This is a genomic window from Frigidibacter oleivorans (genome assembly GCF_003993775.1).
Lineage (GTDB): Bacteria > Pseudomonadota > Alphaproteobacteria > Rhodobacterales > Rhodobacteraceae > Frigidibacter > Frigidibacter oleivorans.
Map to the genome: position 1 here is coordinate 12,539 of NZ_RJRZ01000009.1, position 13,990 is coordinate 26,528.

General features: G+C 72.2%; 8 protein-coding genes and 1 pseudogene. All 9 read right to left on the minus strand.

Annotated elements, in window-relative coordinates; genetic code table 11:
- Positions 1 to 17: 17 nt before the first annotated feature.
- The 9 genes and pseudogenes from tssK to EEY80_RS12110 all read right to left on the minus strand — a co-directional run bounded on the left by tssK (position 18) and on the right by EEY80_RS12110 (position 13,920).
- The gene (tssK, locus tag EEY80_RS12070; protein ID WP_126976829.1) at positions 18 to 1,355 is read right to left on the minus strand and encodes a type VI secretion system baseplate subunit TssK; all 1,338 of its coding nucleotides are present in this window, start codon (positions 1,353 to 1,355) and stop codon (positions 18 to 20) included.
- 58 nt (positions 1,356 to 1,413) lie between these two features.
- Positions 1,414 to 5,988, minus strand: coding sequence for a beta strand repeat-containing protein (locus tag EEY80_RS12075; RefSeq protein WP_126976830.1), 4,575 nt, complete (start codon positions 5,986 to 5,988; stop codon positions 1,414 to 1,416).
- Between the two features lie 197 nt (positions 5,989 to 6,185).
- Positions 6,186 to 7,229 carry a glycosyltransferase family 4 protein gene (locus EEY80_RS12080; protein ID WP_126976831.1) on the minus strand — a complete coding sequence of 348 codons (1,044 nt, stop codon included), beginning with the start codon at positions 7,227 to 7,229 and terminating at the stop codon, positions 6,186 to 6,188.
- Positions 7,230 to 7,237: 8 nt separating this feature from the next.
- Positions 7,238 to 8,788, minus strand: coding sequence for an ABC transporter permease (locus EEY80_RS12085; protein ID WP_126976832.1), 1,551 nt, complete (start codon positions 8,786 to 8,788; stop codon positions 7,238 to 7,240).
- A 20-nt stretch (positions 8,789 to 8,808) separates the two neighbouring features.
- Positions 8,809 to 9,489: pseudogene (locus EEY80_RS12090) on the minus strand (ABC transporter ATP-binding protein); the annotation flags it as partial.
- Positions 9,490 to 9,577: 88 nt separating this feature from the next.
- Complete coding sequence (locus tag EEY80_RS12095; protein ID WP_205749105.1) at positions 9,578 to 10,579, minus strand: ABC transporter substrate-binding protein; 1,002 nt, start codon at positions 10,577 to 10,579, stop codon at positions 9,578 to 9,580.
- A gap of 85 nt (positions 10,580 to 10,664) precedes the next feature.
- The gene (locus EEY80_RS12100; protein WP_126976834.1) at positions 10,665 to 11,555 is read right to left on the minus strand and encodes a lysylphosphatidylglycerol synthase transmembrane domain-containing protein; all 891 of its coding nucleotides are present in this window, start codon (positions 11,553 to 11,555) and stop codon (positions 10,665 to 10,667) included.
- On the minus strand, positions 11,552 to 13,171 hold the full coding sequence (locus EEY80_RS12105; protein ID WP_126976835.1) for a sulfatase: 1,620 nt from the start codon (positions 13,169 to 13,171) through the stop codon (positions 11,552 to 11,554). The genes EEY80_RS12100 and EEY80_RS12105 overlap by 4 nt, the downstream gene beginning before the upstream one ends.
- The gene (locus EEY80_RS12110) at positions 13,168 to 13,920 is read right to left on the minus strand and encodes a CDP-alcohol phosphatidyltransferase family protein (RefSeq protein ID WP_235829826.1); all 753 of its coding nucleotides are present in this window, start codon (positions 13,918 to 13,920) and stop codon (positions 13,168 to 13,170) included. The genes EEY80_RS12105 and EEY80_RS12110 overlap by 4 nt, the downstream gene beginning before the upstream one ends.
- Positions 13,921 to 13,990: the final 70 nt, after the last annotated feature.

Genomic DNA, 13,990 nt, shown 5'->3' on the forward strand with positions numbered 1-13,990 from the left:
TCATGCCCCAGCCTTGCTCATGTCCGCGTCTCCACGATCGCCCAGAGGTCCAGCCGCAGTTCCGGCCAGTCGCCGGCGAAATGCATGCCGATCGCCGGGGCCGTACTGAATTCGCGCCACAACGGCGACGACTTGTCGAGCAGGAAATACACGTTGCGCGACATCGCCCGGATCTGCCGCGGCGGCGTCGGCGTGTGGATCAGCCCGATGCCCGGCAGGTTGTTGTTGACGATCTCGGCCATCCGCGTGTTCGGGCCGACCTTGCACAGTTCCGGGAATTGCAACTGGACCTGCGTCAGCGGGCGGCTCGTCTCGACCTCGATGACGAAGGCCGCGTCGCGGAACAGGTTGCGGTCGGGCACCTGTGCGAGGAAGGAATTCGCCCCCACCTGCCGCAGGTCCAGCCGCGTCGCCCGGCTGACATCGCGGCTGAGCAGGCGCTGGATGTCGCGCACCACCGGCTCGAAGCAGGATTTCAGGTCGGCATGGTCATAGGGCGGATATTCGGGCGCCAGCCGGCGGTCGTGGTCGAAGGTCCACAGCTCGCCGGAAAACCGCAGCAATTCCTCGAACAGCCGTTCGGGATGAACGTAACGCGACTGCCGGAAATGCCGCAGCACGTTGATGTTGCGGTTCAGCAGCAGCAGCATGAAGTAATCGGTCGCTTGCAGGCCGCCCCCCGCACTCGGGTCGGCGGCATAGCGCGACAGGCTTTCCAGCTTGGTTTCCACCCAGCCCACCACCCGGTCGAGCCAGCCCAGCACCACCGGATGCGCCTGCAGGGTCAGGACCGGCGGCGGGAAGGTGTCGTCGAGGATCACCACCTTGTCGCGCACCTCGAGGATGCGGGCGATCTTCAGGCACTGATAGCCCGGCTTCGGCGTGTTGCGGATATCGAGTTCCAGCCGCGGTTCGGCGATCTCGATCTGATGTTCGACCCGCATGGCCGAGGCGCTGTCGGCCACGGTTTCCGGCGCCACGACATAGCGTGTGGCCAGCCCCGCCTCGGCATCCAGCGCGATCTCGCGGCCGTTCATCGCCATGTCGGGCAGCGTCAGCCAGACCGGCACCCCGTCCGAGCCTTCGGGCACCTCGATGGCGGGGGGCAGCGCATTGACCGCCGGCGCGTCGAAGGGCAGCCCGTCCGGCAGGATGCCCGCGACCCGCACCAGCTCGATCCGGCCCTGCTGCAGCCGGTCGCGGTTGATGCGCAATTCCTCGACGCCCCAGGGATAGGGCGACATGTGCCGCGTGCGCGCCTCGATCAGTTTTTCGACATAGCGGTCGGATTGCTGGAAATGCTGGGGCTGCAGGAACAGCCCCTCCTTCCACGCGACCTTGCTGAACCACGACATGGTGTTGCCGCACCCTTTCGGGCCGGGGCGACGCCTGCGCCGCCCGCGGCCATTGCGATCAGAACGACAGGCGCAGCTGTGCGGTCAGCCCGAAGCTGTCTTCGACATCGTCGCCGAACCGGGCATCGGCCCGGACGTTGGCGTTCAGCTGCTTGGCCGTGCCCACCTGCCCGTCCAGCAGCGAGACATAGTTGACCCCGAGGCTGACCTCGCCGAACCCTTCCAGCGCCGAGGTGGTGACGTCGCTTTCGCCGAAGGCGGGCGAGGTGAAGGTCGAGTCGCGGTCGTCGGCGAATTCGTGGTAGTAGACCGCGCTCATAAACAGCGTGGTGCCGGCCGTGCCCGACTCGGCGATGGTGGTGCGGGCCAGCGTACCGCCGAAGAAGCCGATGAACGAGTCATAGGCGTCGGTCTCCAGCTCCGACCCGTCGTCGAAGCTCAGCTTCGATCCGCTGGTCCGGGTGTAGGAAAAGCCGGCCGTCGGCACCAGCGACAGCCCCTCGTCGTTCAGGTCCAGCGCATAGTTGACGCGGCTGCTGATCGTCGTGGCGGTCGTGTCGGTGTCGTCGTCCAGCCCGAGGTTCGTCGCCGGGTCCGAGGTGAAGCTGTAATCGGTCATGTCATAGCGCAGCTGCACGTCGGCGGTGAACTTGTCGCGCCGCGCCGCCATGTAGGCGCCGACATAGGTCTGGTCGAAATCGCCGTCGATCTGGCCCAGGGGACCGGCGCTGGTGTCGTACCGGGTCGGGTCCAGCGGGTCGATCGGGAAGACGTCCTGCGAGGTTTCGCCCGAGTTCACCCCGATCATGCCGCCGAAGGCGAGGTCCCAGCCCCCGAAGCGCCCGTCGAAGCAGCCGAAGTCGTAGCCCGCCTGGAAGCCGGCATAGGTCGCGTCGATGCTGGCGGTCAGTTCGCTGACGCCGTTGTCGCTCGACCCGGTGACGGTGGACTGGCCGCCGGTCGCCCGCCCGTAGCCGCCATGCGAACAGGCATCGCCCGAGGCGAGGCCCGACACGAAGGGGCTTTGCGGCCGGTTGACCACGGTGCCGAGCAGCGACTGCGTCAGCGAGATGTTGGCCGCGATGCCGCCGATGGCCGGGTTCGACTGGCCGACGACCGACAGGTCGCCATTCGCCCCCGCCTGCTGCAGCGCGAAGATCGTCGTGCCCGCGCCGCCCAGGCCCGAGGTATTGCCGATGGTGAAGTTGTTCGCCGCCCCGTCATTGACGTCGAGGACGAGGATCTCGTCGCCCAGGGTGTAGCCGTCGACGGTGCCCTGATCGAAGTCGAAGTTCAGCGTGCCCGTCGTGGTGCCGCCCACCGTCACCAGATCCGCCGTGCCGCCCGCCGTGTCGTCGAAGTCCAGCGCGAGCGTTCCGTTGTTCGAGAAGAAGTCGCCCGAGATGACCATCTGGTCGCCGCTGGCGCCGTCCTGCATCGAGATGGTGCCGGAATTGGTGGCGTTGCCGTTGACGGTGAACAGGCCCTGGATGTCGGTGGTGCCGCCATTGTCGAAATCGCCATTCACCGTGCCGTTGGTGGTGGTGAACTGGCCGAGGTTCGTGGTGCCGCCCGCGGTGGTCAGCGTGCCGCCGAGGATCAGCGAGGCACCCGCCTCGTTCAGGATCGAGGCCGCCGACAGCGTCCGCCCGGTCGACACCGTCAGCCCCGCCGGATCGGTCGAGCTGTTGGTGACCGCGCCCGCGCCGGTCAGGTCGCCGCCGGTGACATTCAGGTTGCCGGTATCCGAGATGGTGATCGCGTCGCCGCCGGCCACGAGGTTGCCGCCGGTCACGGTGAAGGTGCCGTTATCCTCGATGGCGATGGGGCCGGTGATGCTGCCGCGGGCGTTGACGGTGCCCGAGGTGGTCACGGCGTCCAGCGTGCCGGTCGAATTGACCGTGCCCGCCGCGCCGACCGTGGTGGCGCCGGTGACGGTGCCCGCGTTGTTCAGCGTGCCGCCGGTGACCGATGCGGTGCCGGTGATCTCGCCCGCGGCGCTGTTCGTGAAGGTGCCGCCGGTGTTGGACAGCGAAGCGACGTCGCCCGCGTTCGTTGCCGTGCCGCTGTTCGTCACAGCCCCGGCCGTGCCCGCCGCCTGGTTGGTGAAGGTGCCCCCGTTGGTCACCGCCGCCAGCCCGCCCGAGTTCGTCACCGTCCCCGCCGCGCCGATGGTCGTCGCGCCGTCCACGTCGCCCGAGTTGTCCAGCGACCCGCCGGTGATGCTCGCCGTCCCCGTCACAGTGCCGCTGTTGTTGAACGTGCCGCCGGTGTTCGACAGCGAGGCGACCTCGCCCGCGTTGGTGCCGGTGCCGCTGTTCGTCACCGCGCCGGCGGTCCCTGCCGCCTGGTTGGTGAAGGTGCCCGCATTGGTCACCGCCGCGAGGGTGCCCGAGTTGGTGACGGTGCCCGCTGCGCCGATGGTCGTCGCGCCGTCCACGTCGCCCGAGTTGTCCAGCGACCCGCCGGTGACGCTGGCCGTGCCGGTCACCGTGCCGCTGTTGTTGAACGTGCCGCCGGTGTTCGACAGCGAGGCGACCTCGCCCGCGTTCGTCGCCGTGCCGCTGTTCGTTACCGCGCCGGCGGTCCCTGCCGCCTGGTTGGTGAAGGTGCCCGCATTGGTCACCGCCGCGAGGGTGCCCGAGTTGGTGACGGTGCCCGCTGCGCCGATGGTCGTCGCGCCGTCCACGTCGCCGGAGTTGTCCAGCGACCCACCGGTGACGCTGGCCGTGCCGGTCACCGTGCCGCTGTTGTTGAAGGTCCCGCCGGTGTTCGACAGCGAGGCGACCTCGCCCGCGTTCGTCGCCGTGCCGCTGTTCGTTACCGCGCCGGCGGTCCCTGCCGCCTGGTTGGTGAAGGTGCCCGCGTTGGTCACCGCCGCCAGCCCGCCCGAGTTCGTCACCGTCCCCGCCGCGCCGATGGTCGTGGTGCCGTCCACGTCGCCCGAGTTGTCCAGCGACCCGCCGGTGACGTTGGCAGTGCCCGTCACCGTGCCGCTGTTGTTGAAGGTGCCGCCGGTGTTCGACAGCGAGGCGATCTCGCCTGCGTTGGTGCCGGTACCGCTGTTCGTCATCGCGCCGGCCTCGGCCCCGGCCTCGTTGGTGAAGGTGCCGGTCGTGGTCACCGTTCCGGCCACGCCGCCGTTCTGGTTGGTGAAGGTGCCGTCATTGGTGACGTCCGCCACGGTGCCCGAGCTGGTCAGTGCCGCGCCCGCGGCGACGGTCGAGGCGCCGTCCACGCTGCCGGTATTGGTGACGGTGCCGACATTGACATCGACGGTGCCGGTGATGTCGCCCTCGTTCAGGAAGGTGCCGCCGTCATTGGTCAGCGAGGCGATCTCGCCCGAATTGGTGCCGGTGCCGGTATTGGTGACCGCGCCGCCGGTGCCGCCCGCCTCGTTGACATAGGTGCCGCTGTTGTCGACCGCGCCGGTGCTGCCGCCGGACTGGTTGGTGAAGGTGCCGGCATTGGTGACGCCCGCCATCGTGCCGGAATTGGTGACGTCGCCCGCGGTGATCGTGGTGGCGCCGCCGACGCTGCCGCTGCTGGTGATCGTGCCGCCGGTCACGTCCATCGTGCCGGTGATGTCGCCCGTGTTGTTGAAGCTGCCGGCGGAATTCGACAGCGAGGCGATCTCGCCCGCGTTGGTGCCCGTGCCGCTGTTGGTGACCGCGCCGGCCTCGGCCCCGGCGGCGTTGGTGAAGGTGCCGGTGGTCGTCACCGCGCCCGCGACGCCGCCCGCCTGGTTGGTGAAGGTGCCGTCATTGGTGACGTCCGCCACGGTGCCCGCGTTGTTCAGCGTACCGGCCGCGCCCACGGTCGAGGCGCCGCCCACGGTGCCCCCGGTCAGGTTGCTGACCACGCCGCCGGTCACATCGGCGGTGCCGGTGATGTCGCCGCTGTTGTTGAACGTGCCGCCGGTGTTCGACAGCGAGGCGATCTCGCCCGCGTTGGTGCCGGTGCCGCTGTTCGTCACCGCGCCGGCCGTGCCCGCGGCGAGGTTGTCGAAGGTCGCGGCATTGTCCACCGCCGCCAGCGTGCCCGAGTTCTCGACCGAGCCGCCGGTGATCGTCGTGGCGCCGTCCACCGCGCCCGAGGTGGTGACCGCGCCGCCCGACACGTCCAGCGTGCCGGTGACGGTGCCGCTGTTGTCGAAGGTGCCGGCGCTGTTCGTCACATTGCCGTCGACGGTGCCCGAGCTGGTCAGGCCCGCCGCGTTGTCGACATCGGCGGTAAGGGTGCCGCCCACGTCCACCGCGCCGGTGCCGGTGACGGTGACACCGCTGGTCGCGGTAAGGTCGCCCGAGACGGTCAGGCTGCCCGCGCTGACATCGACAGTGTCCACCGTCGTGCTGTCGCCCGCCAGCAGTTCCGGTTGGTCCGGCAGGGCGCCGTTGTCGATGACCACCGCATCGGCGGCGCCGGGTTCGACGTCGCCGTCCCAGTTCGTGTCCTCGGTCCAGTCGGTGCTGGTGTCGCCGTCCCATGTCTGCGCCGCGACGCCCGTCGCGCCGAGCGCCAGCGCGACCGCCACGGAACAGAGCAGGCCGCTGCGCGAGGCGAGGGCGGGAATCCGAAGCCCGGTGAGCCGCGCGCGTGCGGTGCTGGTGGCGGCGACATCGAATGCAAGCATGATCTGACCCAATATGTTTTTCCGCGGGCGCGTCGGGCGAGCGAAATGAGCCCATGGCGTGCGACGGGTCCGCGCTTTCGAGCGAAGGAAACGCAACAATACTTCGTGAGGCAAGCAAAAACCGAGCGGGGTCCAATTTCCTGGACTGGGGTGGCAAAGCTGCGACGGGGCGTCGCAGCGCGCCGCCCGTCCGGCCCTCAGGCGGCCTCGACCGCCGCCGCCATCACCGCCGCGGTATCCGCCCAGCGGGGCAGCGCGGCCCCCGCCCGGGCCGCCGCCGCGGCCTTGGCTGCATGCAGGGCCGGATCCGTCAGCAGGGACCGCAGCGCCGCGGCGAAGGCCGGCACATCGTCCACCGCCACCAGCAGGCCCGCCGCCTCGGGCACGGTGTCGGGAATCGCCCCGCCCCGGCAGCAGACGATGGGCAGGCCGTGGGTCAGCGCCTCGGCGAAGACCATGCCATAGCCTTCATAGCGGCTGGCCAACGCGAAAAGATGGGCGCTGCGGAACTGTGCGGTCAGCGCCGCCTCGTCCAGCGGCCCGAGGAAGGTCAGCCGGCCCTCCAGCCCCGCCTCGGCCGCCTGCGCCTGCAGCGCCGTGGCCGTCGCCTCGTCCAGCCGCGCGCCGGCGATGCGCGCCTGCCAGGGCAGGTCGGTCAGGCTGGCCAGCGCCGCGATCAGCACGTCATGGCCCTTGCGCGGCACGAGGCTGCCCACCGACAGGATCAGCGGCGGGTCGGCGGGCGTCTTCACCGGATCGGGCGCGGGAAAGCCCGGTAGGGCGATGCGGATCTTCGCGGCGGGCACGTCATAGCGGTCCACCAGCACCCCGGCCGTATGGGGCGAGGGCACCACCACCTGCGCGGCCAGGCGCAGGTTGTCGCGTTCGGTCACGAACAGGTGCCGCGCCTCCGCCTCGGCCAGCCCGGTTTCCAGCGCCAGCGGGTGATGGATCATCGCCACGATCGGCGCGCGCACCCGCGCCAGCCCCGCCGTGTCGATGGCGCCATAGACGAGCCCGTCGAGGATCAGCACCCGGTCCTCCGGGATCGCCGTCAGCGCCGCCACCGTCTCGGCCATCGCGGCGGCATCAACCTGCGGGAACCCCCTTGGCAGCTGCAGGTGCCGCACCTCGCGCCCCGCCGCGCGCAGGGCCAGCAGCACCTGCTTTTCATAGATATAGCCGCCGGTCTTGGTGTCGATGTCGCCGGGAATGGCGAAGACGGCGGGGCGCAGGGTCATGGGCATCCTCAGCTCAGCTGTTCCGGTGCCGCCCGGGCCAGCACCGCGCGTTCGATCCGCGCCAGACCCGCCCAGGCCAGCATCGCCACGCTAGCGATCAGCGCGGTGGCGGACCAGAGCATCCCGTAGTCCGAGGTCGAGGCGACGGTGGCCATCAGCGCCCCCAGCCCCCGCCCCGTCGCCAGCCATTCCGCCGTCGTCGCGGCGAGGATCGCGGCCGGCACCGCCATCCGGGCCGAGGCGAAGAAGGCGGGTAGCATCGCCGGGGCCTGCGCATGGATCAGCCGGGTCAGCCGCGGCGCGCCATAGCTGTCGAAGATGTCGGTAACGGCAGCGGGGGTCTGGCGCATCCCCTGCAGGCAGGCGACCAGCGTGGGAAAAAAGATCATCGCCGCGACGATGGCGATGCCGCCCGCCGCCCCGCGGCCGAGCGCCAGCACGATCAAGGGCGCGGTGGCAAGGATCGGGATCGAGCGCAGGGCGATGGCCAGTGGCATCGCCACCCCCGCCACCCGCGGCGCCAGCACCAGCGCCGCGGCGATGCCCACGCCCAGGGCCAGCCCCGCCAGATAGCCGGGCAGCGCGATGGCCAGCGTCTGCCCGAGCGCCCCCAGAAGCTGGGCCCGGTGCAGGCCCGCCGCCGGTCCGGTCGCCAGATAAGCCCAGACATCGCCCGGACGCTTGGCGAAGAAGGCGGGCAGGCCCGCCGCCTCCATCGCCGCCCACCACAGCGCCAGCACCAGCAGGATCAACCCCGCCGCCCCGGCCAGCCGTGCCAGCGGGCCGCGCCCGGGGCGGGGCGGCGCGACGGCCAGGATCACCGGCGGCGGCGCGCGCGTCACCCGCCGCGCCAGCGCCCCGACCGCGGCATGGGCGGCGATGGCAGCGGCGGCGGCGATGCCGCCGATGGCCCATGTACCCGCCACGTCCAGCCCGCGCAGGGTGCGCAGGATCAGCACGCCCAGCCCTCGCTCGGCCCCCGTGAACTCGCCCACCATCGCGCCCAGGATCGCGGCCGGCGCGGCGATCTGCAGCCCCGCCGCCAGATAGGGCAGCGCCGCCATCGCCCGCACCTGCAGCAGCGCCGTCACCCGCCCCCGTCCATAGCTGCGGATCAGGTCCAGCCAGCCCGGCGGGGCGGCGCGCAGTCCCACCAGCAGCGCGACATGGGTCGTATAGCAGCAGGCCAGCGCCGCCAGCGTCACCTGCGGCCCGGTGCCGGGACCGTAAAGCACCCGCAGGATCGGCCCCGTCGCCACCAGCGGCAGGCAGAAGGCCAGCAGCGACAGCGCCGACAGCACCCGTTCGCTGCGCGGCACCAGCACCGAGACCAGCGCCAGCAGCATCGCCGCGAGATTGCCCCAGAGAAAGCCCTGCGCCGCCGCCCCCAGCGTCACCGCCGTCGCCCGGGTCAGCAGCCCCGCACGCTCTGCCGCCCAGTCCAGCACCGCCAGCGGCGAGGCGAGGATCCAGGCACCCGCCGTCGCCATCGCCAGGGCCTGCCACAGCAGGAGCAGCCCCAGCGTCGAGGCCAGCGCCGGCCCGGCGCCGCGTGTCATGGCCTCCAGCGCGCCGCGCATCACTCGGCCGCCAGCCGCCCGCCGCCACCGCCGAGCGCGTCCGACACCCGAGCCACCAGACGGCGATAGGGCAGGCTTTCCGTCACTGCCGCGGCGCGGGGCTGCGGCAGGTCCACGGGGATGTCGGCCACCACCCGCGCCGGACGGTCGGAAAAGACGAGGATGCGATCCGCCAGCAGTACCGCCTCGGACACCGAATGCGTCACCAGCAGCGTCGTCGTGCCCCGCGCCTGCCACAGCCGCGGCAGATCGAGGTTCAGCCGCAGCCGCGTGAGTTCGTCCACCGCGCCGAAGGGCTCGTCCAGCAGCAGCAGCGCAGGCTCGGTGACCAGACAGCGCGCGATGGTGGCCCGCTGCCGCATCCCGCCCGACAGTTCCGCCGGCCGCGCCTCGCCGAAGCCCGTCAGCCCCACGAGGTCGATCAGCCGGTCCACCGCCGCCGGATCGTCGGGCCGCCGCGCCAGCCGCAGCGCCAGCCGCACATTGCCGCGCAGGCTGCGCCAAGGCAGCAGCGCCGCCTCCTGAAAGGCGATGGCCAGATCGCCCTGCCGCTGCACCGCCGAGGGGCTCTGCCCGCCGATCCGCACCGCCCCGGCCGAGGGCGTCTCCAGCCCCGCGACCAGCCGCAGCAGCGTGGACTTGCCGCAGCCCGACGGCCCGACCAGTGCCGTCGTCTGCCCGGCGGCGAAGGTCAGGTCGAGCGGCGCCAGCACCTCCAGCTCGCCGAAGCGGCAGGCGAGGTCTCGGCAGACCACCTCGGGCGGGGTGTCAGCCATGGGCCTCTTCCAGCAGGCTGCGGTCCCACAGCTCGGGCGTCACCTTGCGGCCCAGCAGGGCCAGCGTCTCGATATTGGCGGCCACCGTCTCCTCGGTGAACCAGCCGAAGCCATTGGCATCGGTCAGGTCGGAAAACATCAGCGGCACCTGGCGGTCGGCCTGCAATTCCTGCGTCGGCAGGTCCAGCCCGGCATCGGGGAACATCCGCACCGTCAGCGCCGCCGCCGCCGCGGGGTCGGCCTTGTAGTCGGTCCAGCCCCGCACCTCGCCCTTCAGCAGCGCCACAAGCTCGGCCCGCCGTTCCGCGATCGAGGCATCGGTGGCGATGTAGGTCTGGGAATGGACGGCATAGCCGTGATCGGCCATCAGCATCGTCACCGCCTCGACGCCCTGCATCGCCATTGCGACCGGCAGGTCCGTGGCCCAGCACAGCAGGCAGTCCACCTGCCCCGCCAGCAGGGGGGCCGCGTCATATTGCGTCGGCACCACCTCGACCGCAGTCACATCGACGCCGTTCAGGCTGCACAGCGCCTGCAGCACGGGGGTATTGGCCAGCGCCATGCCGATACGCTTGCCCGCCAGATCGGCAGGGGTGTTGACCGGGTTGGCGGGCAGCGAGGCGATGGCAAAGGGGTTCTTCTGCATGGCAACGGCCAGAATGCGGAAAGGCGCGCCCTGTTCCACCGCGGCGGCGGTATAGTCGGCGGCGGAAATGCCGACCAGCGCCTGACCCGACACCACGGGCGGTTCCACCGGCGCGTTCGGCCCGCCGGGCTGCAGCACGACCTCCAGCCCCTCTGCCGCCCAATAGCCGCGGTCGAGCGCGATGTAGCTGCCGCCGAACTGCACCGAATGCAGCCAGGACAGCTGCATGGCGGCGGTCCGGGCCGCCTGCGCCTGCAGGCGCGGCGCGGCGAAGGGGGCGGCAAGGCCGGCGGCGAGCCCCCCGCCCAGCGCCAGCGCGGAACGGCGGGTCAGACGGAATGGCGGCATCGGTATCTCCCTGCTTGGTCAGGGAAAGCTTAGGGCGCTGTCACAGAAGAGCAATGATCCTGTGCCGGCCGCGCCGGGTCCGGGGTCACGCGCGCGGACGGTGCGACAGCCAGAAGGCACCGGGCAGGCTGGCGCAGAGGATGACCGCGCCGAAGACGATCGAGGCGGCGACGGCGGTTTCCGGGGTGATGCCGCCCAGGGGCAGCAGCGCCAGCGCCGCGCCTTCGCGAAAGCCCCAGCCCGCGATGCTGATCGGCACCAGCATCGCCGTCATCACCAGGGGCACCAGCGTCACCACCGCCTCGACCGGCATCACCACGCCGACGGCCCGGGCCGAGAAGGCGAAGGTCAGCAGGTTCAGCCCGACCACGGCCAGCCCCAGCACCGCCTGACGCGGCCAGACCTCGCGCGCCAGAACCGCCCGGCGCACCGGTTCGACCATCAGCGCGATCCAGCCGGGCCGGAACCGGCGCAGCCCCAGCACCGCCACCGCCAGCGCAAAACCGATCCCGGCCAGCCACAGCGGAATGATCTCGGTCCAGGCCGGCCAGCGCACCCCGCCCGGCAAGGCGCTGGCCAGCGCCAACCCGCAGAGCGTGACGATCAACAGCGCCACCTGACCCGTCAGCCGTTCGATCACCACCGCCTGGCCGGACACGGCCAGCCCCGCCTCGCCCTTGGTGCGGACGGCGCGGGCGGCATCGCCCAGCATGCCGCCGGGGAGGGTCTGGTTCACCAGCTGCGCCACGAAATATTCCCGCAGCGCGGTGGACAGCCGGATCTCGTGCCCGAGCGCGCCGGCCGTCAGCCGCCAGCGCAGCGCCAGCAGCACCGTCTGCAGCGCCGAGGCCGCGCAGGCCGCCGCCAGCCAGACCGGATCGGTCGCGGCCAGCCGCTCGGCAATGGCCGGGCCGTCCAGCCAGTGCCACAGCACGGCCAGCAGGATCGCCGGGACCAGCAGTCGCAGTGCCTTCATCGTTCCTCGTCGTCGCTCGCGATCGTTCCGCCCTGGCTGGTATATGTGCCGAGAAGCCGGTCGCGGAAAGCCTCCATCGGCAGGGAGGGCGCCGATGTGGCAGGGATCAGCCCGTTCGTCCAGCCCCAGTCCGCCGCCAGCGCCACCAGATCGGGCGGCCCGACCAGATGCGCGGGCACGTCGCGACCCTCGGCCTGCGCCACGAAGGGCGCGGGCGGATGGTCGCCCAGCACCAGCAACAGCGCCGGCCGGCGCCGGGGCTGCGCGGCATAGTCGAAGACGATGCGCAGGCTGTAGTCGATGGCCTGCCGGTACTGCGCGCGCACGCTGTCGGGATCGGCCCAGACCTGTTCGGGGCTGGGCGCGCCCTCGGTCATCGGGGTGAAGATCTCGCCGTTTCCCACGGCCGGCCATGGCACCGGGCGCGGCACCGGCACCCAGGGCGCGTGCGAGGAGATCAGCGCCACCTCGACGGCCCGCGGACCCCCGGCCCGGTCCAGCGCCTGCCCCAGCCGCGCCAGGGTGAACTGGTCCGGCATCGTCACCCAGTTGAAGGCCGCGCCGCGATAGTCCAGATCCGCCGCCGCCAGCACCTGCCCGAAGCCGAGCCGCGGACCTTCGGGCCAGGGCAGGGTGATCGCGGGGGCCACGGCCAGCGTCGGGCGGCCGGCGCCTGCGGCAATGTGCCACAGCGTCCGCCCGGGCGCGGCCAGCAGCGCGCCATAGCGTCCCTGCGTGTCGATCTTCAGCCCTGCGGCCAGCGTCGCATGGGCCAGCCAGCTTTGCCCGCCCGCGATGGGCGAGGTCAGCCAGCCCGACCGCATCGCCAGCCCCGCACGGGCCAGACCGGGTTCCGCCGCCGCCAGCGTGGCCCGATGGGTGGCGGCGTAGAGCGGCGCCTCGAGGCTGTTGCGGCCATAGCTTTCGACGAAGACCACGATCAGGTCGGCCCCGCCCAGCCGGTCCAGCGCCCCGGCCCGCCCGGCCCAGGCATCGGCCGCGGCGGCGCGGGCGAAGTCGCGGCGATCCTGCAGCCCGCGCTCCAGCCGCGCGGCGCGATCCAGCGCCAGCCGCGTCAGCGGGGCGTGGCCCGGCAGGGCGGGCAGCCACAGCGCCGCCGCCGTCCACAGCACCGCCAGCATTGCAAGCGGCAGCACCACCCGCCGCGGCCCCCGCCCCGCCAGACGGCGCAGCGCCCAGACCATCGCTGCCGCGACAAGGCCCAGGGCCAGCACCGCGCCCGCCACCGCGCCGGCCGCTGGCCCTGCCCCCACCGATCCGCGCAGCAGGTCGACGCCCGACCGCAGCAGCGGCAGATCCGTCAGCGGGTCGAAGGGCCGGGCGAAGGCGCCGGCCATCCCGGCATCGGCCAGCCGCCAGACCAGCGCCAGCAGCAGACCCCCGGCCAACCCCCACCGGGCCAAGGCGGCGGCCCGCCCCCGGTTCGGCAGCGCCAGCGCCAGCAGGATCGCTGTCGCCATCTCCGGCAGCGGCAGGCTGGCAAGGCGGGGCGGCAGGGCAACCGGCAGGGGCAGCGCCGCCAGCCCCACCGCCAGCGCGATGACGATGCCCGCCACCAGCGGCGGCACCGGCCCCCAGCCCCGCCCGCCGCTCATCCCCGCGCCTTGGCCAGCCTGCGGATGTCGACGGCGAAGGACCACAGCACCAGCGCCAGCGCCCCCGCCGCCAGCGGCACGGCAAGCGCCGCCGCCGCGGGCCAGAGGCCAGGCAGTTGCAGCGCGGCCAGCGCGCCGATCTGCACCACGCAGATCCAGCGGCGGCTGCGGCGCGGCGGCAGCGGCCCGTCGAGCCAGGGCCAGACCCACATCGCCGCCCAGAAGACATAGCGCGGCAGGCCCAGCACCAGCACCCAGGGGCCCAGCCCCGCCGTCTGCATCGCCAACAGCGCAAGCACCAGCGCCAGCAGCGAATCCGTCTCCATGTCGAACCGCGCGCCGAAGCGCGAGGCCAGCCCCGCCTGCCGCGCGAGCCAGCCATCCACCCCGTCCAGCGCCAGCGCCACCAGCGTCAGCGCCAGGCACAGCCCCGGCCGCGGTGTGCCCGCCAGCGCCGGGGCCAGAAGGCTGGCCGCCAGCGCGGCCCGGGTCAGCGTGACCGCATTGCACAGCCCGAGCCGGCCATGCGGATAGGTGCCGCTTCGCCCCCGCCCGATGCCGCGCACCGCCAGCGCCGCCGCGCCGAGAAACAGCGCCAGCGCGCCCGCACGGGACCGGGGCGCCGCCTCGGTCATCGCCTCGGCCAGCCCCAGCGTCAGCCCCGCCCCCGCCACGCACAGCAGCAAAAGCGCCGGCAAGGCCGGTGCGGCGGAGAAGGCTGCCAGGGGATGGGTCGGAAATGTCGCCATCCAGCGGGTGTAGGCGCATGGCCGGACCGGTCAAGACGGTTTTCCGGACTCGCCGAAAATTGCGCGCTCT